The organism is Acinetobacter harbinensis, assembly GCF_000816495.1.
GTDB classification, from domain to species: Bacteria; Pseudomonadota; Gammaproteobacteria; order Pseudomonadales; family Moraxellaceae; genus Acinetobacter; species Acinetobacter harbinensis.
The window spans coordinates 129,174-153,987 of record NZ_JXBK01000001.1; the positions used below are offsets into that span (position 1 = coordinate 129,174).

At 40.9% G+C, this 24,814-nt stretch carries 20 protein-coding genes; all 20 read right to left on the reverse strand.

All coding sequences use genetic code 11. From position 1 onward, the window contains the following. Positions 1-452 (reverse strand): glycosyltransferase family 2 protein (locus tag SE27_RS00725; protein ID WP_201772976.1); only part of this gene is annotated, 452 nt, incomplete at its 3' end. A 3-nt stretch (positions 453-455) separates the two neighbouring features. Then, the gene (locus SE27_RS00730; protein ID WP_052251680.1) at positions 456-1,217 is read right to left on the reverse strand and encodes an FkbM family methyltransferase; all 762 of its coding nucleotides are present in this window, start codon (positions 1,215-1,217) and stop codon (positions 456-458) included. Between the two features lie 425 nt (positions 1,218-1,642). Further along, positions 1,643-3,358: an ABC transporter ATP-binding protein gene (locus SE27_RS00735; protein WP_039619977.1), complete on the reverse strand. Its 1,716-nt coding sequence runs from the start codon at positions 3,356-3,358 to the stop codon at positions 1,643-1,645. A gap of 8 nt (positions 3,359-3,366) precedes the next feature. Then, positions 3,367-4,215 (reverse strand): glycosyltransferase family 2 protein, encoded by an 849-nt coding sequence (locus tag SE27_RS00740; RefSeq protein WP_039619979.1) that lies wholly within the window; start codon positions 4,213-4,215, stop codon positions 3,367-3,369. Continuing rightward, entirely contained in the window at positions 4,205-6,154 is a 1,950-nt protein-coding gene (locus SE27_RS00745) for a hypothetical protein (protein ID WP_052251681.1), read from the reverse strand. Before SE27_RS00745 ends, SE27_RS00740 begins: the two co-directional genes overlap by 11 nt. Before the next feature lie 79 nt (positions 6,155-6,233). Beyond that, entirely contained in the window at positions 6,234-6,632 is a 399-nt protein-coding gene (locus tag SE27_RS00750; RefSeq protein WP_039619980.1) for a pilin, read from the reverse strand. A 196-nt stretch (positions 6,633-6,828) separates the two neighbouring features. Beyond that, on the reverse strand, positions 6,829-7,389 hold the full coding sequence (locus SE27_RS00755; RefSeq protein ID WP_039619982.1) for a TPM domain-containing protein: 561 nt from the start codon (positions 7,387-7,389) through the stop codon (positions 6,829-6,831). After that, positions 7,383-8,468, reverse strand: a complete 1,086-nt coding sequence (locus SE27_RS00760) for a TPM domain-containing protein (protein WP_039619984.1) — start codon at positions 8,466-8,468, stop codon at positions 7,383-7,385. Before SE27_RS00760 ends, SE27_RS00755 begins: the two co-directional genes overlap by 7 nt. A gap of 28 nt (positions 8,469-8,496) precedes the next feature. Next, on the reverse strand, positions 8,497-9,087 hold the full coding sequence (locus SE27_RS00765) for a LemA family protein (protein ID WP_039619986.1): 591 nt from the start codon (positions 9,085-9,087) through the stop codon (positions 8,497-8,499). Positions 9,088-9,357: 270 nt separating this feature from the next. Further along, positions 9,358-10,779, reverse strand: coding sequence for an FAD-dependent oxidoreductase (locus SE27_RS00770; protein WP_039619987.1), 1,422 nt, complete (start codon positions 10,777-10,779; stop codon positions 9,358-9,360). Between the two features lie 72 nt (positions 10,780-10,851). Next, positions 10,852-15,327 (reverse strand): glutamate synthase large subunit, encoded by a 4,476-nt coding sequence (gene gltB / locus SE27_RS00775; RefSeq protein ID WP_171160705.1) that lies wholly within the window; start codon positions 15,325-15,327, stop codon positions 10,852-10,854. 459 nt (positions 15,328-15,786) lie between these two features. Continuing rightward, positions 15,787-16,845 carry an RNA-guided endonuclease InsQ/TnpB family protein gene (locus SE27_RS00780; RefSeq protein WP_039619991.1) on the reverse strand — a complete coding sequence of 353 codons (1,059 nt, stop codon included), beginning with the start codon at positions 16,843-16,845 and terminating at the stop codon, positions 15,787-15,789. A 133-nt stretch (positions 16,846-16,978) separates the two neighbouring features. Beyond that, positions 16,979-17,842, reverse strand: a complete 864-nt coding sequence (locus SE27_RS00785) for a hypothetical protein (protein WP_039619993.1) — start codon at positions 17,840-17,842, stop codon at positions 16,979-16,981. 3 nt (positions 17,843-17,845) lie between these two features. Next, positions 17,846-18,931 carry a 3-dehydroquinate synthase gene (gene aroB, locus SE27_RS00790; RefSeq protein ID WP_039619995.1) on the reverse strand — a complete coding sequence of 362 codons (1,086 nt, stop codon included), beginning with the start codon at positions 18,929-18,931 and terminating at the stop codon, positions 17,846-17,848. Between the two features lie 17 nt (positions 18,932-18,948). After that, positions 18,949-19,497, reverse strand: coding sequence for a shikimate kinase AroK (gene aroK, locus SE27_RS00795; protein WP_039619997.1), 549 nt, complete (start codon positions 19,495-19,497; stop codon positions 18,949-18,951). A 36-nt stretch (positions 19,498-19,533) separates the two neighbouring features. Next, complete coding sequence (pilQ, locus tag SE27_RS00800; RefSeq protein WP_171160711.1) at positions 19,534-21,666, reverse strand: type IV pilus secretin PilQ; 2,133 nt, start codon at positions 21,664-21,666, stop codon at positions 19,534-19,536. Positions 21,667-21,727: 61 nt separating this feature from the next. Continuing rightward, positions 21,728-22,255, reverse strand: a complete 528-nt coding sequence (locus SE27_RS00805) for a pilus assembly protein PilP (RefSeq protein WP_039620001.1) — start codon at positions 22,253-22,255, stop codon at positions 21,728-21,730. Continuing rightward, complete coding sequence (locus tag SE27_RS00810) at positions 22,255-22,989, reverse strand: type IV pilus inner membrane component PilO (protein WP_039620003.1); 735 nt, start codon at positions 22,987-22,989, stop codon at positions 22,255-22,257. The genes SE27_RS00805 and SE27_RS00810 overlap by 1 nt, the downstream gene beginning before the upstream one ends. Next, entirely contained in the window at positions 22,986-23,627 is a 642-nt protein-coding gene (locus SE27_RS00815; protein ID WP_039620005.1) for a PilN domain-containing protein, read from the reverse strand. The genes SE27_RS00810 and SE27_RS00815 overlap by 4 nt, the downstream gene beginning before the upstream one ends. Next, positions 23,627-24,688 (reverse strand): pilus assembly protein PilM, encoded by a 1,062-nt coding sequence (locus tag SE27_RS00820; RefSeq protein ID WP_039620006.1) that lies wholly within the window; start codon positions 24,686-24,688, stop codon positions 23,627-23,629. The genes SE27_RS00815 and SE27_RS00820 overlap by 1 nt, the downstream gene beginning before the upstream one ends. Between the last annotated feature and the right edge of the window lie 126 nt (positions 24,689-24,814).

Consider the following 24,814-nt stretch of genomic DNA (forward strand, 5'->3'; position numbering starts at 1 on the left):
AAAAAATTATCAATCTCGATTAAACCACTATGCTTTAGATGCTTCATAACTGGTAATAATTTTTCATCGACTAAAACATCAAAGTTATATTTAATCATATCAATTGAATAATTATTATGAATGATATTTAATATTTTAAAAAAATATCCCTCTAGCAAAATATCATCTGAATCTAAAAATGCAATATATTCCCCATTAGAGGATTCTATCCCAAGATTTCTGGCAGCACTTAATCCTTGATTCTCTTGATGAATAAGTATTACATTTTTTTTTAATTTAGGAGTTATTTTTGATAAATAATTCATCAAATATTCAATAGACTTATCTTGACTTCCATCATTGATAAAAATAACTTGTACTTCTTCTGGTAGTTGAGAAAATATACTCTCAGCACAATCAATAATATATGATTCCACATTATAAATAGGAACAACTAATGAAAGAATAGTCATTTATTAAATCTCTTTAATATTGCCTTTTGATAAATATATATTTTCACCCTTTATCCATTCTTCAGGGAAACCAGAAGAGTTTTGATAGAAATTTCGACTACAACCTGATTTCATACGATCATGTAATTCCACAATTAAGGCATCAACATTATTAATCCAACGTTCTGTATTCTGAAAAACTTCTTTCTCAGCACCCTCAATATCAATCTTTAAGATATTAATTTTTTCTAAATTAAATTTTTTGATGATTTCATCAACTGTAAGAGCATCAACCGCATGTTCTATTTTTTGTGTATTATCAGAAATTTCTTGAGTCATGAAGCCCCATTCGCCCAATCCAGAATCACAAATGTTGATTTTTGTATTGTGATTCCAAAGTGCTGCTTGCAAAGGAATAATATTTGTATACTCAGCTACATTCTTTTTTAATAAAATAAAATTACTTTTTTCTGGCTCAATGGCTATGATCTTAGCATCAGGGAATAATTCAGCAAAGAATACAGAAGCTAAACCAATATTTGCTCCAGCATCAACAATAAACTTGGGTGAATTAATAGTTTTAAAATCATACTCTTTATCTAAAAAAACTTGTTTAAACACCCAAGGATCTGAAGAAGGTATTCTTAATTTTACATTTTTATTTTTTCCAGGAATTTTTAAATCAATAATAAATTTTTTCCCAGTTAAACGTGATAAAAGTAGTTTTAAAAAAGCATTAAAACCAACAATGTTGATATAGCTATATATACGGCTAATTGATATCATAATTATTTCCCCAAAAATCTAAAAAGTACTAATAAATTTCACAATTTATTGAATATCAAACGATTCAGTTTTACAATACCCATCAATGATAAATCAAAAATTCTGCTCACCTTTCTCCATCAAAAACAATTCCCCAAAGGTTAATTCTTGCCCATTTTCGATGGCTTTCCAGTCATTTTTCTACTCAAACAACTCAACTAACTACCCAACGCATATTACTTTTAAGCTATCCTTATTCACAACTTTCAAGTGGGCATCAACTGCTTTTAATTTCAGCCTTAGTTTGATTGATATATCAGCAGGCTCAATATATCTTTTCGCTCAAACTTGCTCTAGATGAAGGACATTTTTGACTTCATTTTATAAACGCACCATTATTTTCATAAAATGAGTTTTTTCTCTCAGACGGTTACTACCTTCAAAAATTACAATTGTAAGATTCGATCACAGCTTGCCACCGCACTTTCCCGATGTGCAATAATTACTATCGTCATTTTTCCATTTAAGCTCTGAATAGCTTCATTCAAATCTCGCTCAGTTTCATTATCTAAAGCACTAGTAGCTTCATCCATAAAAAGAACTTGTGGATTTTTATATAAAGCGCGAGCAATACCTATACGTTGGCGTTGTCCACCAGAGAGCATCACGCCACGCTCACCTACGATAGTATGATAGCCTAAAGGCAATTGAAGTTGAATAAAATCATCTATTTGAGAAAGTCTAGCTGCATATTTAACTTGTTCTAAATCAAGATCTGCTTTCGGTCTACCAAAAGCAATGTTTTCAGCTATCGTTTTATCTGCTAAATAAATACTTTGAGGTACATAACCCACTAAATCTCGCCATGCATTTATATTGTGCTGTGTTAGTGCTACATCATCTATATAAACCTGACCTTGTTGTGGTATCAAAAGCCCTAAAATAATATCCATGAGCGTGCTTTTTCCACTACCACTTTTCCCTACAATGCCTAAGCTAGAATTTTTTTTAATTTCAAGGCTAAAGTCATTAAGGATGGGTTGCTCTGTTCTATTTGGATAAGCAAAACTAATATTTTCTAATCGTATGGAATTCTCAAATTTCAACTTTTGAATATCTGATTTCAAACTGTCTGTATGCTCAGTTTTTTCTAAAGCAAACTCTGGTTGAAGTATAGATAAAACTTGTTCTGAAAATTTAATTTGCGAAATAGAACGATAGATATTTTGCGCAGCAGGGAGCATACGATAGGCAGCAAAACCATACAAACCCAGCACAGGTAAAATATGCGATACTTCTTTACCAGACACCACCAAAATCATGGCTAAACCAATCAGACAGCCATAGCCAACGGTTTCAATAATATTAAGTGGCACTTGTCCCAGCGTATCCCTTGTCGCAATATGTCTGGCAAAAACTCGTGAAGACTGTTCGAACTGCTCGATATAGCCTTGTTTAGCATTATTAATCATCACATCTTTAATGCCTGCTAAGGCTTCCTGACATGTTTGATAACGCTCTTTATTGGCTTGAGTAAATTCCTCACCAATCTGTGTCAGTTTTTTCCGCACCAACATATAAATCATACAGTAAAATGTTCCGAGTACAGTTGCCGTAGCGATTGCCATCAACGGATCATACAGTAGCAAAATTCCAATCATTGCTAGCAGTACCACACCATAAGACATAAGTGTCAAAGCGGGTAATATCATGGTCCAAATCAGTTGATCAACTTCTGATAAAATATTTTTGACCAAAGTTGCACTGTTTCGCTGAATGAAAAATTCATAGTTCTGCTGTAAATAGATTTTAAGTAAGCGAGTAGCAAAGTAGTGTCGCTGTAAACTGGCAAATCTATTCACTGCATATTGCGTAATTATTTTAAAAATGGTTGAAAATATAACAATTCCTAAAGATAAGAAACCTAAATAAACAATAAAATTTTGTTTACTTATCGCGCCTGTAAAGTCATAAATTAATTTTAAAGAATGATTTGACTCGACAACTTCTGGATTTGATAAAACAGCCAAAAAAGGCATAATCGAAATTACACCTGCAGACTCTATAAGCGCCATGCCCATAACTAAAATTAAGACATAAATGACTTTATGCTTGTCTAGTGGTGACAAAATTTGCCAAAGCTGTTTCAAACTATTTAACACGTTGTAATCTACTTTTCTTTATACATAAGAGCAGTAATCTGCTCTGAAATTAAACCCATTAAAAAAATCATAATACTACCCGTATAAAGTAGGGCACTCATATTGGTAAAACGATGAAAATCATACAAAGTGTAACCATACCAACCAGTTCCCATCATAAATAGAATGACTGAAATGGGTAAGAACATTTTCAGGGGAGAGAACAGTGTTGCAATTTTAAAAATAATTAAAAAGAAGCGAACGCCATCTTTTAAAGGTTGGATATGACTTTTGCCAATCCGTTTAGCGGCCTGAATGGGTACATAGGAGACTGAATAACCTGCTCGGAAAAATGCCATCGTACTGGTGGTTGGATAAGAAAATCCATTGGGTAATAAATATAAAAATTCTCGGAATTTGTCTGCACGGACTGCACGGAAGCCTGAAGTTAAGTCTTCGACTTTCTGCTCAGTCATATAAGTTGCAAGGCTGTTATAGAGTGTATTGGCAATGCCACGTCCAACACTGGCTTGTGAGCCTTTTTGGCGAGCACCGACCACTAAGTCATAGCCCTGGTTTATTTTTTCTAATAATTTGGGAATATCTTGCGGATCATGCTGTCCATCAGCATCCATAAAAATAATCACATCACCTATTGCAGTTCGAGCACCAGTTTTAATCGCTGCCCCATTACCTTTTGAATAAGGGTGAGTAATTACTTTAGCACCTGCTTCTTCTGCAACTTGGGCGGTATTATCAGTTGAGCCATCATTGATAACTATAATTTCATGAGCAAATTGTAGCTGTTGAATTTGTGCAATAGTTTGACCGATTGCTCCCGATTCATTTTTGGCAGGAAGCACCACACTAAGATTCACTGCTAGCTCCTTGCTTTTGTAACTCAATATCCAAATCTTTTTGCATATTTTGTCTTGTTTCCTGAATCATTTCATCATAATAATACTGAGATTTCTTTAACTCTTTTAAATTTTGCTTTTTGTAAATATTTTCTGTTTCATCAAGTAATTTAAGTGCATGAATTAGATCCCCTTCATTTCCTATTAAAACTGACATATATAGCCCATGTTCTACATCTTTTGATAAATGCAAAGATTTTAAATAGCTTTGGTATGCTCCCTCTATATCATTAGACACAGAAAAAATGCGACCTTTAAAAAAATAAGCCAGTTTTTCAAAAGCTGGGTTTATCCTATAGCTTGAATTTTTTAACGTACTGTCTATAATTTTAATTATATGCTTCCCATACAGTTTGACTATGTCAGGATGCTTAACCGTTTCAGTCATTAAATCGCGTAGACCTATGACTGCTTGTGGATCAGCACGATGACTTTTGATTGTATTTATAGTAAATAAAAAGTCGCTTTCTACAACTGATTGCTTTTTTATTTTCAACTCTAATAATTGAAATATTAACATTCCATTATTTGGCATATTATTGATAGCATTTTTTAATACTCGTTCTGCATCAGCATACTGGCCGTTTTTTATTAAAACATTCGCTTTCACACTTTGGGCACGTGCTGAATTTGGACTATTTTGTGCCCAATAGAGCATTAGTTTTATGTTGTCAGACCATAGTATAGCGCGCTGATATGTCATAAAACTTAAAAAACTAAATATCAAAATTGTGATTAAAATAACAATTTGTGGTTTAATTTGCTCAGATAACCAATATAGCCCTATGGCAATTGGTAAAAAAATAAAAATTCCGGCTACATAATTTCGATGTTCAAAATATAGTTCAAGACCAATGACGGTTGACTCCATAAGATGAGCCGCAAAAAAGAAGAAAATTGCCAAGCTAATTAAAGGAATATTTTTTCTTAAGACGAATGCACTTACTAATAATAAAGCTAAGAAAATAAAGGAATATAAGGTAGATATTGGAGAAATTAAACTTTTAGAGACTAAAAAGCCATCTTGAAATAAGCCGTAACCTTCAATTTGAGGAATATATAATTGCACTAAATAATTTGCAACCACTCGGCATTCTGTCAACAATCTTTCAATTTGATTGAAATTTCTAGTTGGCCAAAGATTGGCTGAAAAATCAATATGCCATAATAAAGCGAATACTATTGCAATTGAAGGTAATCCTAAAAATACGACTCTCCATTGCCAAAAAGGTTTATTTACTTTATTCGGATTACAAAATTCAATGACTAAAATGAGTAAAGGTAGCAGAGCTCCATTTTCCTTACTCAAAGTTGCTAAAATCGTGCCAAATATTATTGAAATCGACATCAATAGATAAGCTTTAATAGGCTTTATATTTATTAGTAGTCGACCCTTTAGATAACCAATGATCGTCAGTAAACTAAAGAGCAGTGGGAGCTGCGCCATCCGTTGTATAACGTACAATGTTGTTGATAACATTAAAGGATGTAACATCCAGAAACCTGCTGCCAACAAAGCAATCCATTGAATTTTTTGCTCTTTGATTTCTCCATAGCTTTTTAAAATAAGACATGTTGCCCCGTACAATAAAACACCACAAATGAGATGAATAAGTAAGTTCACAACTTTAAATGGATAAGCCTCTCCATTTAACCATGCCCCAGCCTGAGGTACATAAGTCAATAACGAAATGGGACGCCCTGTTGGACCTGCAATACCATTCATGACAAATTTTTTTGCATTGTCCCAATTGCTCATCTCTCCGTATTGATTCATTTCTCCCAAATTACTAAAGTCATCAAAAAGAAAATTTCCTTTTAGTCCTGGTAAATAAACAAGTATGGTAATGAACACCAAGAATAATAAACAGAACCCTACGGACCATTTTTTTATCAACATTTAACAACCATTGAAAATTCTAAAGAAAATCATACATATAAAAAAAGCGACCCGAAGACCGCTTTTTCTTAAATGTATCTTATTGAACAGCTTTAGGTAAATATTTTGCTAGAACACCTGGACTTGGCACTTTAACAGCACCATTTGATTGAATTATTGCAGCTACAGATTGACCTGCGATTTGGCTTGCGATACCAGCTTTATATTTAATTGTAATATCACAACCTTTATCGGTACGTAATGCAGGTGTAACTGTTACTGAAGCATATTTACCACCTACAGAAGTAGCACCACATGTACCATTTTGCAAGTTATCCGCAACATCAGTTTTTAAACCATTCGCTAAAGTAAATGCCTCAGTTGCCTGTGAACGAGCAATATAATCTTGATAAGCAGGAATCGCGATAGCAGCCAAAATACCGATAATCGCGACAACGATCATTAATTCAATAAGAGTAAAACCTTTTTGAGCATTCATAACATTCTCCACAAATGTTTTTGTTTATTTATAAGCTTTGTAAGCTAATTTATAGTTAGCACTAACTGTGCCAAAATTAATTATAATAAAATTCACAGAAAAAACAGCAATTTGTAGAAATAAAATTGTTACAATGTGGTTTTATTGTTTAATTTGGTAAAAAAGTGACATTTTACGTCACTAATCCACCTATTTTCTAGCCTAATATGATTGGATTATTACTCAATTCATTCTGCTGATCTGTTGTTGACTGCGCATAAAAATTGTTTAACACATCGCCTATATTAAATACGCCCGCCATAACAGCTTCCCGATATTGATGTTTGGAAAGTTGTTCAGTCATTTTAAGGCAAATTCCATCCCAAACAGTTTGGTCAGTTTCTTTTTGAATTCCCCGATCAATCACAATTTCAACTTTTTGTTCACATAAATTTAGATATAAAAGAATACCACTATTAAACTCGGTATCCCAAACACCCAGTTCAGCAAAAAGTTGTCGTGCCCGCATTTGAGTATTTTGATAGTAGGCTTGATTGGAAGGAATATTCCCCTCAATCACCACCTGAATTTCTCCTGCATGTCCATATTCTGCTTCCGTCACTGCCTGTGCGATTGCATATTGATCCATTTTATTAAAATAGCGTTTAGCCGCAGGCATATATAAAAAATGCTTTAACCAGCGTTTAAAGCTTGGTTGATTGATTTCTTCCATTTTAGGTTGTGTGATAATTTCTGTTGTTTCTGTTTTAGTTACCATGACCCTGATGCTCCTCCCCCGCCAAAACCACCGCCTCCACCGCTATATCCACCACCACCTCCAAAGCCGCCACCACGTCCTCCACCACGTCCACCCCCTCCAGCTAAAAATAACTGGAAAATCGTTTGCGCCAAGGCAGTAAAGAGTAAAAAGAAGATTCCACCACCAATCAGCAAACTCATGACTAAGCCTGCGCCATTGAATAGACCTGCAGCTGTGGCGGCCACGGCAGCGGTAGACGCACTTAAACCGCGACCGACTACAAATGAGGCCATTATGCCGGCAATTAAAATAAACAAGGCCGTACTGAAGGTCTTTTCTTTGGCTTGTTGCTCATGCAAGGCTTGTGCTTGACGCTCTTTCAGCTCTGCTGCAGCTTGGGCGGCCACTTCCGGATCTAGATTTAAAATACGTTCAATTTCTAAAAGACCTGCATCAATACCTTGTGCATATTGGCCTTGCTTAAAATAAGGGGTAATTTGATTGCGAATAATTCGACTCGCCACAATATCCGGCAGTACCCCTTCTAAGCCATAACCAGTGAGAATTTGAATACGATGATCATTTATCGCAATGGCCATCAATAAGCCATTGTCTTGTTTGGCGGAACCGAGTTGCCATTTTTCCGCCACACGCATAGCAAAATCGAAAATATCTTCTTGCCCTGTGCTGGGTACAATCACCACGCCAATCTGCGCTTTACCTTGCTGATGCAATGAAATAATACGCTGGCTTAATGCTTGTTTTTCAGCGGCAGATAAGACATTGGCTTGATCAATCACCGGTTCATTGAGCGTTGGTAAGCCACGAATAGATTCACCCTCTGCCATGTCATTGGCAACTTTGGGTGACTGAACTGTGCTGTTAGAGCTTTGTGATGGATTGGCCGGATTTTGTGCAGTTTTTTGTTGATCCTGAATGACTTTACCGATGACGACTGTTTCTGCAGCACTGTCTGGTGTAGTGCTGTCCTGCGCAGTGGCCACTTCACTGTAGCTGAGTGAACACATTATGCTTGTACACAGTAGCAGCGCTTGTGCGAGCCGACCAGCAAGAGAAGATTGATCAAAATCAGACATCGGCACTCCTTATTTCATTCAGCGTGATTTAATCAAAGGACACTTTCGGTACGTTTTGTGAAGCTGGATCGGCACTAAAATTCGGCTTGGTGTCCATACCAATCACTTTGGCGGTCATGACTTGTGGGAATTGGCGTGCATAGCTATTAAAGTCTTGCACACTGCTGATATAACGATTACGTGCCACAGCAATACGGTTTTCTGTGCCTTCTAATTGCACTTGTAAATCACGAAATTGCTCATTAGCTTTTAAATCTGGATAATTTTCCGATACTGCAATCAGGCGCGACAAAGCACTGGTCATCTGTGCTTGTGCTTGTTGATATTTTTCAAACAATGCAGGGTCTTCTAAGACCTCTTTATCGACTTTTAAACCAGCCACATTGGCGCGGGCTTGGGTCACTTCAGTCAATACCTGCTCTTCATGTTTGGCATAGCCTTTGACCACATTGACTAAATTTGGCACCAAATCAGCACGGCGTTGATATTGGTTTTGTACTTCAGACCAAGAGGCAGTCACGGCTTCATCTTTAACTTGTAAGGTATTATAGCCGCAGCCCGACAGGGTTAAGGTACTGGCGAAGGCAAGTGCCACTAAAGTTTTTTTGATTGGATTCATAAACATCTATCCTCTATATTTCTTTGTATTTGTTCAGATAAAATCATTGTAAACACTTTTATGTCAGGTTTTGTTGACTTTATTTAGCTGTATTATTATTCAACTGAATCAGACTGATATTTTGGTCTGCGCTGGGTTTATCAATAACGGTAGCTACCGCTAATTTTTAAATCAAAAAAAAGAGCAAACTTTTAAAAAATTTGCTCTTTAAAACCAGATGACCAACAAGGCAGTTAATCCATTAAATTGGTCACTTTAATACACCAATGCCTAAATCTGTAAATAATCCAAAATACCTTCTGCCGCCTGACGACCTTCCCAAATGGCAGTGACCACCAAATCTGAACCGCGCACCATATCGCCGCCGGCAAAAATTTTCGGATGTGAGGTCTGAAATTTATAGTCTTGCTTTTCAGCCGCAACCACCAAACCTGAACCATCTACCGCAATATCCGTGGTATTAAACCAATCGGCAGGACTGGCGCGAAAACCAAAAGCCAACAACACACAATCGGCGGCTAAAATTTCCTCAGAACCCGGCACAGGCTCTGGACTGCGTCGGCCGCGACTGTCTGGCTCGCCCAATTGCGTAGTAACCACTTTCACGCCAGTCACTTTGCCGTTTTCACCGATAATTTCAATCGGCTGGCGGTTGAACATAAAATCGACGCCTTCTTCACGGGCATTTTTCACTTCACGGCGTGAACCTGGCATATTCTCTTCATCACGACGATAGGCACACACCACAGATTCAGCGCCTTGACGGATAGAGGTGCGGTTACAGTCCATCGCAGTATCACCACCACCCAATACGATCACTTTTTTAGCTTCGACGCTAACGTATTCCGCCGCGTCTTTTTCCCAACCTTGACAGCGATTGACGTTGGCAATCAGGAAATCTAGCGCGTCATACACGCCATCCAACTGCTCACCGGCAAAACCGCCTTTCATATAGGTATAGGTGCCCATGCCCATAAATACGGCATCATACTCACTGAGCAATTGTTCGATGGTGATGTCGCTACCAATCTCAGTATTGAGACGAAATTCGATGCCCATGCCGGTGAAAATTTCACGGCGACGCTTCATCACGTCTTTTTCCATTTTAAATTCTGGAATACCAAAGGTCAGCAGACCGCCAATTTCAGGGCGCTTATCAAACACCACTGGTTTTACGCCATTACGCACTAAAATATCAGCGCAGCCTAAACCGGCTGGCCCTGCGCCAATGATTGCAACTTTTTTATCGGTCCATTTTACCGATGACATATCGGGACGCCAGCCCAAGGCAAACGCAGTATCATTGATGTATTTTTCAGCATTGCCAATCGTCACTGCACCAAAACCATCATTTAAAGTACAGGCACCTTCACATAGACGATCTTGTGGACAGACTCGACCGCAAACTTCTGGCAAGGTATTGGTTTGATGGCACAGCTCAGCCGCTTGGAAAATGCGCCCTTCGGCAATTAGTTTTAGCCAGTTCGGAATATAGTTATGAACTGGACATTTCCATTCACAGTACGGATTACCACAGCCCAAGCAGCGATGGGTTTGATTGGCGGCAATATCCGCAGTAAACGGTTTATAAATTTCCACAAACTCTGCTTTGCGGACAGTGAGATCTTTTTTCTCTGGTTCTTGGCGTGCGACATCCAAAAATTGAAAGTCATTGTTAAGGCGCTCTGCCATGTCTTTCTCCGTGGGTAGGTGGCGACTGTTTATCGATCAGTGCCACCTGCCTATCAATCTGCAGTAATAGAGTTATTGTGGATCAGCTTGCGTGGTTTTCAGTAAAGTCTGTAAATTGGCCGCTTTCGGTTTCACCAGCCAGAATTTACGGCTGTAATAGTCAAACTCATTGCGAATTTTATAGGCCCAAGCACTACCAGTGGCTTGAATATGTTCATCCAAGATACGCAGCAAGAAGGTTTGATGCTCTTCCATGGCTTCTGTTGAAATACGGTTTAGCTCAATCAGTTCATGATTATAGTGATCGACAAAGTCATTCTCTAGGTCCAGTACATAAGCAAAACCGCCCGTCATACCGGCACCAAAATTATGCCCCACTTTACCCAGTACCGTAACAATACCACCCGTCATATATTCACAGCAGTGATCGCCGGCACCTTCAATCACGGCAAATGCCCCTGAGTTTCGTACTGCAAAGCGTTCACCGGCAGTCCCTGCAGCATAGATTTTACCGCCGGTGGCACCATACAAACAGGTGTTGCCAATAATGGCGGTGTTTTGCGTTTGAAACGGTGAACCTTTTGGTGGGAAGATGGCAATACGTCCACCCGCCATGCCTTTACCGACATAATCGTTGGCATCACCTTCCAGTTTAATGTGTAAACCGCCGGCATTCCAAACTCCTAAGGACTGACCTGCAGTGCCTTTTAAGTTCATCACCACCGGATGCGCTTCCATACTTAAATTGCCATAACGACGGGCAATTTCTCCGGAAATACGTGCACCAATCGAGCGATCACAATTGACCACATTAAAACTAAACTCAGCACTGTGACCCGCTTCAATACTTGGTAGCATCTCTGCGATCATTTTTTCAGCCAATATGCCTTTGTCAAATGGCGCATTGCCTTGTACTTGGCAATACTGCGCTTTACCTTCAGCCGATGGATGCGAGGTTAATAGCGCACTTAAATCGAGATGCGCATGTTTATCGGTATCACCGGGCAAGACTTCGAGTAAATCGGTACGGCCAATCAAATCTTTTAACTGCGCCACACCTAAAGCCGCCAACCACTCACGGGTTTCTTCGGCAATAAAGTGGAAGAAGTTAATCAGCATTTCTGGCTCGCCAATATAATGCTCTTGACGTAAATGATCTTGTTGGGTTGCCACACCGGTGGCACAGTTGTTTAAGTGACAAATACGTAGATATTTACAGCCCAAAGCAATCATCGGGGTTGAACCAAAACCAAAGCTTTCTGCACCGAGAATAGCCGCTTTCACCACATCTAGACCAGTTTTTAAACCGCCATCGGTTTGCACGCGTACTTTGCCACGCAAATCATTCACACGTAGCGCTTGATGTGCTTCAGCCAGACCAAGCTCCCACGGTGAACCAGCATGGTGAATCGAGGAGAGTGGCGATGCTGCGGTACCGCCGTCATAACCGGAAATAGTAATAAAGTCGGCATAGGCTTTGGCCACACCGGCCGCAATGGTGCCGACGCCCGGTTCCGAGACCAATTTCACCGAAACCATGGCTTGCGGATTGACTTGTTTTAAGTCAAAGATCAGTTGGGATAAATCTTCAATTGAATAAATATCATGATGTGGTGGTGGTGAAATCAAAGTGACACCGGGTACAGAGTAGCGTAAGCGTGCAATTAAACCATTGACTTTACCGCCTGGTAACTGGCCGCCTTCACCGGGTTTCGCGCCTTGGGCAACTTTAATTTGCAACACTTCTGCCGACATTAAATAGGCCGGTGTCACGCCAAAACGACCCGAGGCAATCTGTTTGATTTTTGAATTACGAATGGTGCCGTAACGCGCCGGATCTTCACCGCCTTCACCGGAATTGGAACGGCCACCAATGGTGTTCATGGCAATGGCAATAGCCTCATGTGCTTCAGGTGACAATGCACCCAACGACATACCCGCCGAGTCAAAGCGCGGTAAAATATCTTCCACCGATTCCACCTGATCAAGCGCAATGGAACTGTCAGTTTTAAGCTTGAATAAATCACGAATGGTGGTGATGGGACGGTTATTCACCAGCTGCGCATATGCTTTAAAATCGGCATAATCACCGGAGCGAACAGATTTATGCAAAGCATTGATCACGTCCGGATTAAAGGCGTGATATTCCTTATCAAAAACAAATTTCAGCAAACCGCCTTGATCAATCGGTTTACGGGTTTGCCATGCCAAAGCGGCCAATTTTTTCAAATCATTTTCAAGATCAATAAACGTTGCACCTTGAATTCGACTTGGCACGCCAGTAAAGCACTGATGAACCACTTCATTAGATAGACCCACGGCTTCAAACAGTTGACCACCGCGATAAGACGCCACGGTCGAGATGCCCATTTTTGACAAGACTTTGAGTAAGCCTTTTTCAATGCCTTTACGGAAATTGTTTTGTGCATGAATCGGGTCACCCAACAACTCACCTTTGGCAATCAAATCATTAATCACGTCATAGGCCAAGTATGGATAAATCGCGGTTGCACCAAAACCCAACAGCACCGCAAATTGATGTGCATCACGCGCTAAACCACTTTCAACAATAATATTGGCATCGGTACGTAAACCGACTTGAATCAAGTGATGATGAATGGCGCCAGTGGCCATCAAGGCATTGGCCGGTAAATAGCCTTCACGAATTTTTTTATCTGACAGCAGCAATAAGGTTTTACCGTCACGAATGGCTTGTGCCGCTTGTTGACAAATCCGCGTGATCGCCGCTTGCAAACCTTCATCCACGGCATAGTTTAAGTCGATATCGGCAATTTCATAGCCTGTACGCCCTAAAGTCCGAATCTGCTGCATTTTAGAGTTGGATAACACCGGACTAGAGATAATCAAGCGATCGGCATGGGCTGGGCTTTGCTCAAAGACATTTTGCTCACGCCCCAAACAAGTTTCCAACGACATCACAATCGATTCACGCAACGGATCAATCGGTGGATTGGTCACTTGGGCAAATTGTTGACGGAAATAATCCGAAACATGGCGCACTTGACGCGATAGCACCGCCATCGGCGTATCATCACCCATCGAACCGACCGCTTCTTGACCACTTTCTGCAATTGGACGCAGCAATTGATCGCGTTCTTCAAAGGTCACCATAAACATTTTTTGCGCGGCTTTTAAGGCATCGCCTTTTAAGCCTTGATCACATAAATATTCTTCAAGTTCTGGACTCCCTTGCAGACGGATTGAATTTTCACGTAACCATTCACGGTAAGGGCGCATTTTTTTCAAGTGCATGTTAACGTCTTGGGTGTCGAGTAATTTACCGGTTAAGGTATCAATCACCAACAGCTGCCCTGGGCCAACGCGACCTTTAGAAATTACATCTTCCGGCTGATAATCCCACACCCCAATCTCTGAGGCCAGCGTAATATAGCCATTTTTGGTGATCACCCAACGTGCCGGACGTAAACCGTTGCGATCAAGCATACAAATGGCATGACGACCATCTTGAATCACTAAACCGGCTGGGCCATCCCACGCTTCCATGTGTTTAGAGTTAAACTCATAAAATGCACGTAAATCTGCATCAATGGTTTCCACGTTTTGCCATGCCGGTGGCACTAACATGCGTAGCGCACGGAATAAATCCATACCACCACCGACCAAAATCTCCAGCATATTATCCAGACTAGACGAATCTGAACCGGTGCGATTGACGATTGGATTCAGTTCAGCTAAACCCGGCAACAGTGGATTTTCAAATTTAGGTACACGTGCCATCGCCCAATTACGATTGGCAGTAATAGTGTTAATTTCACCATTGTGCGCTAGATAACGAAAAGGCTGCGCCAATGGCCAACGTGGCAAGGTATTGGTGGAGAAACGTTGATGGAACACCACAATATGCGACTCTAAACGCGGATCGGCCAAATCGGTATAAAAATCCGCAATTGCCGCCGGCATCATTAAACCTTTATAGGTGATGACGGTTGAGCATAAAGTGGTGACATAAAACGCGTCATCTTGAGTAAGCAATTGCTCGGCACGACGACGCGCTAAAAACAACTTCCGGTTGAATTCAACTTCGGTGACACCCATTGGGCAATTGACAATAATCTGCTCGAACGCCGGCATTGACTGTAGAGCGATTTCCCCTAAAGCGGCGACATTGGTCGGAATAACTCGCCACGCCAGTACTTTCAGGCCTTCTGCTTCTATTTCTTTGGCTAAAATCTGTTTTGAATGTGCAGCAACAGCAGGATCTAGATTTAAAAATACCGTACCGACGGCAAAAATTTCACTTAAAGTAATATCACTGAGTTTTTTCGCTTCTTCTCGAAAGAAAGCTTTTGGCATTGCCAACAATAAACCACACCCATCGCCTGTTTTACCATCTGCAGCAATACCACCACGATGCGTCATACAACTTAGACTCTGAATGGCGGTCTTGACCAAATCATGGCTAGCATCACCCTGCATGTGGGCAATTAAACCAAAACCACAGTTATCTTTAAACTCATCAGGTTGATACAAACCTTGAGCGGGAGCTACCGTATTCGGCGATGACATGTGCATAGCGTACCCTTCTTTAACATGGCCCAAAATGTGGACCTATCACAAATTCAATATGGTGGCTGGCGATTCAATTCCTTGCTCAAGACCTCAAATAAAATTCCGCAGGATAAACACCATGCTCTACTGAAGATAAGGCTATTTACCTCATGCTGTATAGCGCAATGACAAAAATATTTTCATGCGCTCAGTGCATTTAAACAAGGAAAACTCAACCTGATCTGCTTCATTTTAATTAAGGTGCAAGCGCTAAAGGACCATGACGCAGCATAGACAGAGCTAAAGCAAAGAGCATGCCAAATAATGAAGTGAGATAAAAATCCACCAGACAAACAGCGCAAAGCCTGTGTGAAGGGAGCTAATAAGATGAATATTATTTTCTGCACCATTTTTGTGCAATATAAAAGCGCAGGTTATCAATGCTGCACTATTTTAGAACTTGACATCCTCCCCGACCTAAAGGACGGGGATTCCTACTGCTAGACGCTCATGTCCGAGCGCAAGAATATTCAGTGCGGAATTTATATCCCGATCATGGAGCGTACCGCACTCCATGCACTGCCATTCTCTTATTCCAAGTCCTGCTCTACCTTTCGGACTGCTTAGGCGCGAGCCACAGCACGAGCAAGTTTGGGTGGTATAGGCTTCGTTGACTTCTTCAAACAATACCCTTGCGTTCTCGCATTTATACTTGAGCATTGTTCTTAATGTTGTCCAACTAGCATCCAGTACAGACTTTGCTAATTTAGTCTGTGCGAGTGCCTTAGCATTAACATTGCCAACGATAATCATTGCATGTTCATTCACAAGTTTACGTGTGAACTGGTGCAACATATTTTGTCTAATATTTTTGATTTTGGCGTGGACTGAGCGAACACGGTTCTTATTTTTCGCCCTCTGTGCTATGCCTAGTTTTTGCTCGTACTGGCGATATATTTTTGGTGCTTTAAGTTTTAATCCATCAGAACAGGTTGCCAAGTCCTTTAAGCCTAAATCTATGCCAATTGATGTTTTACCTTTGGATTTAATCGTCGTGGCATTATCAACAACCAAACACACATACCAACGTCCACGGCTATCTTCTACGAATGAACCTGTTTTGACATTGTATTTTGAAAGTCCGTAGCTATCCCATAGCTTAAATTGATGTTTGCCATACTGAACGTAACCATCGGCATACTTAATAGCAACTTTTTTGAATGGAATCCAACCGAGTGACCGTCTTGCTGATTTCTTATTGCTGACGCGCCATTTTAATTTAGCTTTTTTGAATTGTTTTCTTCGGGTGACTAATTCAGCAGAAATAGCCTGTATCGTTTGGCTGTGCAAACCACATTCTTTCGATGCGCCCTTAGTATATTTATCAATATCGTATGAGCTTAAGAACTCACCCGTCCTTTCAAGGTATTTAAAACCTAAATCATTCGCATAATTCCAGACAAAATTAACCTCAGATGCCAATTGGTCTAGCACCTTTAAGTTTTTGTCTTTTATGCGTAATTTAAGTGTTTTCATTGCTCAATTTTAGCAGGTTTGAGGTTTAATGTTCAGCGCAGAATACCTAAACGACACTCCCTGTCGTATGACTTACGTCAGTCGCTTATATCCCCGACCTAAAGGACGGGGCTTTCCGCTCTACAGGGTAAAATTAATTAAAAGGATCGCTGATTTCTGTTTCAGCTGGCTTGGTGGGGCTTTTCGCAGGTGCAGGTTTTGGGGCACTATCGACATTAGAGCGTGATTGTTGAACGTCTACGATATTACCCTGTGGGTCACGGCGAGTCACCGTGGTGTTGGTGGTGGCGGTTTTAGGGTTAATGGCAGTCGGTGGTGAACCGATGGCTGGTTTTGCTGCTGTCAACAGGCTTTCATCAAGGCGCGGCAGTGCCGCGACTTTTAAATTCACCGCATATAACGGCTGATTGGTGCGCATCTCTTCAGCGCCCATGTCATTGACCAAAGCAGCATAGTCTTTCATCGCTTGAATTTTAGGCTGAATAGATTTGGGCAGTTTTAAGTCCAATTGTTGCAATGCTTGCTGCGCTGCAGCATTATTTTTATAGATGCCATAGATCAGCGCATATTGTTCCACTTGATCGGCATCATTAAGGCGAATATAGAAAAAGTTCTTGCGTTGATCCTGTTTTTTTAAAAAACTACGAATGATATCGACTTTGCTGACTCGAAATAGTTCAAGGGTAAAGGCATTTTTATTGTCATTGATAAATTTAGAGCCCCGAAATTCGGCTTCATAACTGCCCGTATTGACCATGCGTGTGGTCATCTCTAAAGGCCTAACTTCATCTTCAAGCGCACCCAGTAAATGCGTTGCTGCGACTTTCTCTGGCTGGATTTGTAGATCGACCTCGGTTTCAGCAGATTTTTCTATCTCAACCAAGGCATCAGTATCGGTAATGGCCCAGAAAATCAGCGCAGCCAATAAACATCCCACCCCACACACCAGCCAGATATAACTTTGAATACGTTGCCACGGTGTAGGACGGGTTGTCATAACTTATACCTTATCTTGATTCGCTAAAATCGCTTGTTTCATCAGTTCCACATCAAACGCTTTGGTAATGACGGCTTGCCCTAAAGATTTAAGCAGAACCAAACGCAACTGTCCATTCAGGACTTTTTTATCGTGCGCCATATAAGCCAAAAATTCATCCAGTGGAATGGGCGGGCATTTTACGGGTAAACGCGCACGCTGAATGATTTTTTTTGTACGCTCAACATCGGCAATTGAAATCCAGCCTAAACGTTGCGATAAATCGGCAGCCATCACCATACCGGTGGCGACCGCTTCACCATGTAACCACGTCCCATATCCTAAATATGATTCAATGGCATGACCAAAGGTATGTCCCAGATTCAGTAAAGCCCGTTCGCCTTGTTCTGTTTCATCTCTGGCGACAATTTGTGCCTTATGTGCGCATGAACGGTAAACCGCTTCTGCCAAAAGTGCAGCATCACGCGCCACCAAGCCCTCCATATGCTGTTCCAGCCAGACCAGAAAGTCCAGATCGCCCAATAACGCATATTTAATCACTTCGGCCAAACCTGCCGATAATTCACGCTCTGGCAAGGTACTCAGTTGCGCCATATCCGCCAGCACCACTTGCGGCTGCTGAAAGGCACCAATCATGTTTTTCCCTAAAGGATGATTAATGCCCGTTTTACCGCCCACACTGGAATCCACTTGTGACAATAAAGTGGTTGGCACTTGAATAAAAGATACACCACGCTGAAAACAGGCAGAGGCAAATCCAGCCATATCGCCAATCACGCCGCCACCCAGTGCCAGTACCGTTGCATCTCGATTAAAACCTGACTCAAGTAAGGCGTCAAAAATTAAATTCAAATGTGCACTGTCTTTATATTTTTCCCCATCCGGCAAAATACAGGTGGCTACGGTTTTACCTAAACGCTGAAGCGCGGCTAGGTAATGTGCCAAATATAAAGGTGCTACGGTGGTGTTGCTGACCAGCATCACTTGTTGACCCACAATATAAGGCGCCAATAAAGCTTCAGGGTCTAGATGACTGCCAATAAAAATAGGATAACGTCGCGCACCGAGTTCAACATGTAAAGTTTGCATGCTCTTAAAACCTTCAATTAAACGAGTTTAGCTTGTTGGGAAATAATCATATGGAAGATTTTTTGTGCCAAATCACGTGCAGCACCCTGATTGGTTTCAATAATATAGTGCGCAACGTCACGATATAAAGGATCACGTAGTGCCAATAAATCACGCAGCTTTTTTTCAGGATTTTCAACTTGTAATAAAGGGCGATTTTTATCGCGATAAGTACGCTGTAATTGGATTTCAACTGGCGTATAAAGATAAACCACAATGCCGCGTTTTTTAAGAAACTCACGATTGGGCTGTTGCGTCACTGCGCCGCCGCCTGTGGCTAAAACCAATTGAGAACGTGCGGTCAACTCATCAATCACTAAGGTCTCACGGCCACGAAATCCGTGCTCACCTTCTTTTTCAAAGATCCACGGGATGGTGGCTCCAGTTTTTCGCTCAATTTCATGATCGCTATCAAGAAACTCTCGCCCTAACATTTCTGCCAAATGGCGACCCACTGTGGTCTTTCCAGCGCCCATGGGCCCTACCAAATAGATATTTGGTAGGGTTTCAAACTCATTGCTTGGCAAAGAGTCACCTATTTATTTTGCTAAATTCAAAATATATTAATGATTTCTTGAAACGCTGTCATTAACAATTCGTGGTGTAACAAAAATCAACAGCTCACTTTTATTATCTAACTTCACATCTTTACGGAATAAACGTCCAACATATGGCAAATCACCCAAGAAAGGTACTTTGGTTTGCGTATTATTGGTCATTTGCTCGAAGATACCGCCCAAAACAACTGTTTCACCATTGTCGACCAAGACATTGGTATTAATCTCGTTTTTATTGATGGTAAATTGACCGGTCGGTGTTGGATTACCCACAGAGTCATTTTTGATTTGCAGCATCATCTGAATTTTGCCGTCAGGGGTAATACTTGGCGTGACTTCTAGACTTAAAGTTGCATCAACAAACTCTGTAGTAGAAACGGCATTGGCACCACCACCTTCAGCGGACTGATACGGAATTTGCGTACCCGAAGCCACTTTGGCCGGTTGCTTATCCGCAGTCAGTACCTTCGGTGTAGAAATCACTTCACCATAACCATCGGCTTGCAGTGCAGAGAGTTCTAAATCAAGCATAAAGTCAGACAGACTGATCAGACCAAAAGCAATACGACTCGCGCCTTGTGCAGTGACCCCTAAATCGACATTGAGATTGTCCGGACGTTGAATGGTATATTTACCATCATCGGTAGGCTTTCTTAAGTCCCATAAGGTGGTATCACTGCCGCCAACCAATAAACTATTATTTTTAGTGATCCCTTGCGATAACAGGCCCCATTTCACCCCCATTTGCTTACTAAACTCGGTCGAAGCACGAACAATACGCGCCTCAATCATCACTTGTTTAACAGCAACATCGAGTAAATCAATCATCTTACGAATCTGATCAATTTTGATCGAGGTATCATTGACAATAACTGTATTGGTGCGCGGATCAACTGAAATGGTCCCGCGCGGACTAAGTAAACTTCCAACGCTGTCACCGAGAGGATCAGAGCCTGAACCACTTGAATTACTATTTGAACCGTTGGATGAGTTTTTGCCTTGGGTAATCAGCTTTTCAATATCGGTGGCTTTGGCATAACTCAGCTGAATATATTCAGTTTGTAAAGGTGCTAGTTTCACACTCTGTGCAATTGCTTTGGCTTCTTCTTCTTCAGCTTTAATCAACTCCGTAACCGGTGCAATCCAAATCACACTGCCATTGCGGCGCTTATCTAAATTCTTGGTTTTTAAGATAATATCTAAAGCTTGATCCCAAGGCACATCTTTTAAACGTAACGTAATATTACCTTGTACGCTATCGGCTGTGACCATATTAATTTCAGTGAAATCTGCCAATAATTGCAGTACACGACGCACTTCAATATCTTGAAAATCTAAAGAAATCTTTTTACCAGTGTAGTGATTAGCCGCTTTCGGTTTTAACGGGTTTTTATCTTCAGGACGTTTTAAACTGATGGTTAATTTATTGTCCGTCTGATAAGCCATATATTCATAGCTACCCGAGGTCTGAATGGTAATCACACCATTGCCATTTTCATTTTTAGCATCGATCACAGAGGCTGGCGTGGCAAAATCATTGACATTTAAACGACGGACCAAATGTGTCGGCACTTTATTACCTAAAGTGCGGATCACCACTTTGCTGCCTTGCTGTTGAACGTCAATTGGGGTATTGCTGCCCAATAGATCAACCACAATTTGGCCTTCGCCTTGATTGCCACGTTGGAACGCGATATTCGAAATACCTTGGTTTGCTCTTTGCGCTGCGACTGGCTTAACAGCTGACACATTGTCTGTGGCAGAATTAATTTTTAAAATAAAAGTATTGCCTTCAATACGCGTGGTAAAAGCGCCTGCATCGGCTAAATTCACGGTTAAACGTGAACGCTGCGCATCAGAAGTGACTTCCACTGAAGCGGCTTCTTTGGTGGCCACGGCAATATTGCTTTGTTTTAAATTTTGCTGTGCTTTATCAAAATCAAGAATCAAACGTGAGGGTTGTTCTAATTGATAGGCCTGTGGCTGTGGTGGTAAACCATTGAACATGACACGAATTTCTGTGCCCTGACCGGCCACTTGCATCGGTACAATATTGGTGATACTGACTTGTGCATTGGCCACTTGCATCACTGCAATAGCCACTGCCCCCATAGAAAATTGACGGAACAAATGGTTCATCGTATTGCCATCCCCAAATATAAAATCTTTAAAACTGTTATTCATTTTTATTCCTTTAAACTTAAGGTGCAGGCCCAAGCAATATGAGACTTCTTGGACGCTCTACGTAGCCTTCTCGCCCATCTGGAATAATTTCCAAAAGATCAATTTGTGTTGGTGTAATATTCACCACACGACCATGATTCACACCCAAGTAACTGCCGCGTTGTACGCGTTCAATTTCACCATCAGGCGTTTGAATGAGAGCGGTAATCCGGCCAGATTGACTGCGCAGACTTCCTTTCATATTTAAGGATTCAATCGCATAGCTTTCTAACGGTTGTGGCTGACGTGATAAATTCGGATAGACGCGCTTACCGGCCATCACTTTTAACTCAGCTGCCAAAGAGCTTGGTAAAAATGGACTTTTCAGCTGATGAGCGGAATAGTTAAATGTCGGCACAGGCAGGAACACTGGTGCCGGTTCAATCGGCAAAGGTGGCTGATTGCGAATATCAGCCATTTGCTCGTTCACCGCGTCAATACGCGAATCACAGCCCACCAACAGCATGCCCAACAGTAGGCTTAAGGTAATTTTTTCTATTTTCATTACTTTGCCCCTCCAGCTGTTGCAGTATTTGCCGCAGTTGCTGCATCAGTGGCTTGCTCATTGTCTGTATTACCAATATAGCGATAGGTTTTGGCTTTCACATTATAGGTAATTTGTGGAATATCGCTTTTCTTCTCAGTATTTTCCGTACCTGTAATCTCAAAGTCATGCAGGGTAACAATACGAGGAAGTGCCGCAATTCCGCTAACAAACGAACCAAAAGCATGGTAATCGCCGGTGGCTTCAATGGAAATAGGTTGCTCAATAAAGAATTCTTGTCTAATTTCATTCTCTAAACGAATGTTTTTAAACTTCAGTCCCGAGTTTACGCCACTGACGTTAATGTCTTCGACCAGACCGGGAATTTCAGTTTCTTTCGGCAACTGTTCCAACTGTTGATTAAAGTTGGCTTCCATTTCTTGTAACTGTGCTTGTAGTTGTTGCAAATTACGCAATTTCGAATCTTTTTCACGAAACTCATTGAGTAAATTCTGTTCTTGCGCTTGTGCATTTGAAATACTGTCTAACTGACCACGAATGACCAGAAAATAGCCCAATGCCCCAATCATCAGCATAATCATAATCCAGCAGGTAATCTTGACCGATAAAGGCCAGCTGCCGTAATTATTCATATCCAAAGTATTGAACTGCTGCAAGAAGCGATCCAAAGTCATCTTCTTTTTGGCAACTACCGCTTCATTTGGATTTACTTCATCAAATTCATCGAGACTCATTGTGCTGCCTCCGCTGTTGAAGTGGCTGGATTTTGAAGTGTAGTGCTGTCATTGGGTTGTGCGATTTGATCTAAATCAGCGGTCACCACAAATGAGCCATAACTTTCTTCAACACGCGGCACAACCGACGTTGGCGTTTTGTCTTTTTTCTCTTCAACAGCTAAGAAAGAGTTCATAAACGCATTTCTGTACCATGCAGACGCTTCTAAATTACGTAAAAATTCTGCCACGGTGTTTGGACTTTCAGCTTTACCTTCAATGGTAAATTTATCGCCCACACGGATGAATTTGGTAATATATAAGCTGCTTGGTGTAACCCGAGCCATTTCATCAATCAGACGCACGGCAATCGGTCTTTGTCCTTGTAAGCCTTGAATCAACTTCATGCGCTCAATAATGGCATTACGCTGATTTTCCAAGCCTTCTAAAGATTTCAATTGCACATCTAAGTTTTGATTGGTACTGGTAATTAACTGATTGGCTTGCTCTTGATCTTCAAGTTTATGAGCATAGTAAAACCAAGCCAATGCCACAGCCATAACCCCAATTAAGGCAGCAGCAATACACACCGCAATAAATTCTTTTTTTCGTTTCTCTCTAAGCTCATCGCGCCAAGGGAGTAGGTTAATTCTTGCCATTAATCAAAACTCCTCATTGCCAAACCACATGCCACCATCAGTGATGAAGCATCGTTCTCAATCTTTTTAATATCAATTTGTGGAGAAAAGCCCATCTGTAAAAATGGGTTGGCAACCGTCACGCGATACCCTAATTTTTGCTGCAAGAGTTTCGCAAGACCAGGAATATTGGCATTACCACCGGCCAATAAAATATGATCGATTTCATTGAACTGTGAAGATGAAAAGAAGAACTGTAATGATCGAGCGGCTTGTTGAACCACTGCCTCTAAATACGGTCCTAACACCTCAACATCATAATCGTCAGGCAGTGAACGACTTTTCTTGGCACGGCCAGCTTCTTCAAAAGACAAACCATAACGATTCTGAATCTCTTGGGTCAGCTGCTTACCGCCAAAAACTTGTTCGCGCGTATAAATAACTTTATTTTTTTGCATCACCGACAAGGTGGTCATAGTATGACCAATATCTAAAATTCCGACGGTATTTACGCCCATCGGTAAAGTATCTGCAAAAACTTGATACGCATTTTCTATGGAGAAACTTTCAACATCGGCAATTTTTGCTGTTAAACCTGCAAGTTCAAGAACTTCTGCACGCGCTTCTACATTTTCAAGACGCGTGGCAACAAGCAAGACATTCACGCGATTTGGATTGGCCAAACGATCGGGTAAAACCTCAAAATCAAGACTGGCTTCATCTAAAGGAAAAGGAATATATTGCTCTGCATCCATACGGATTTGAACTTCTCGTTCATCATCCGACATATCAGCATCCATCTCGATGGTTTTTGTAATCACCATAGATGTAGGAATGGCAAACGCTGCCGCTTTGGATTGGCTATTGGCAAGATTGAAGGCGCGCTCAAGTGCGTCACCCACAGCCTCTGGATTTAAGATATTTTTTTCAACCACGCTACCTTCAGCTAATGGCACTAGGGCATAGCTTTCAACCCAATATCTACCCCCACTTTTAACAGAAAGCTCTAGTAATTTAACAGAAGTAGAACTAATATCTACTCCAATTAACCCTTTATTTGGCTTACGATATAACCTGACCACAATATAATTCCTATTATTTTTTTATCCCCAATAAAAATAACCCACTAACGGTTGCCGATCTATAATTTTCTACAGATACATTAACGCATCTAACAATCTGTATTTGTAAACGCTATACTGATCGTC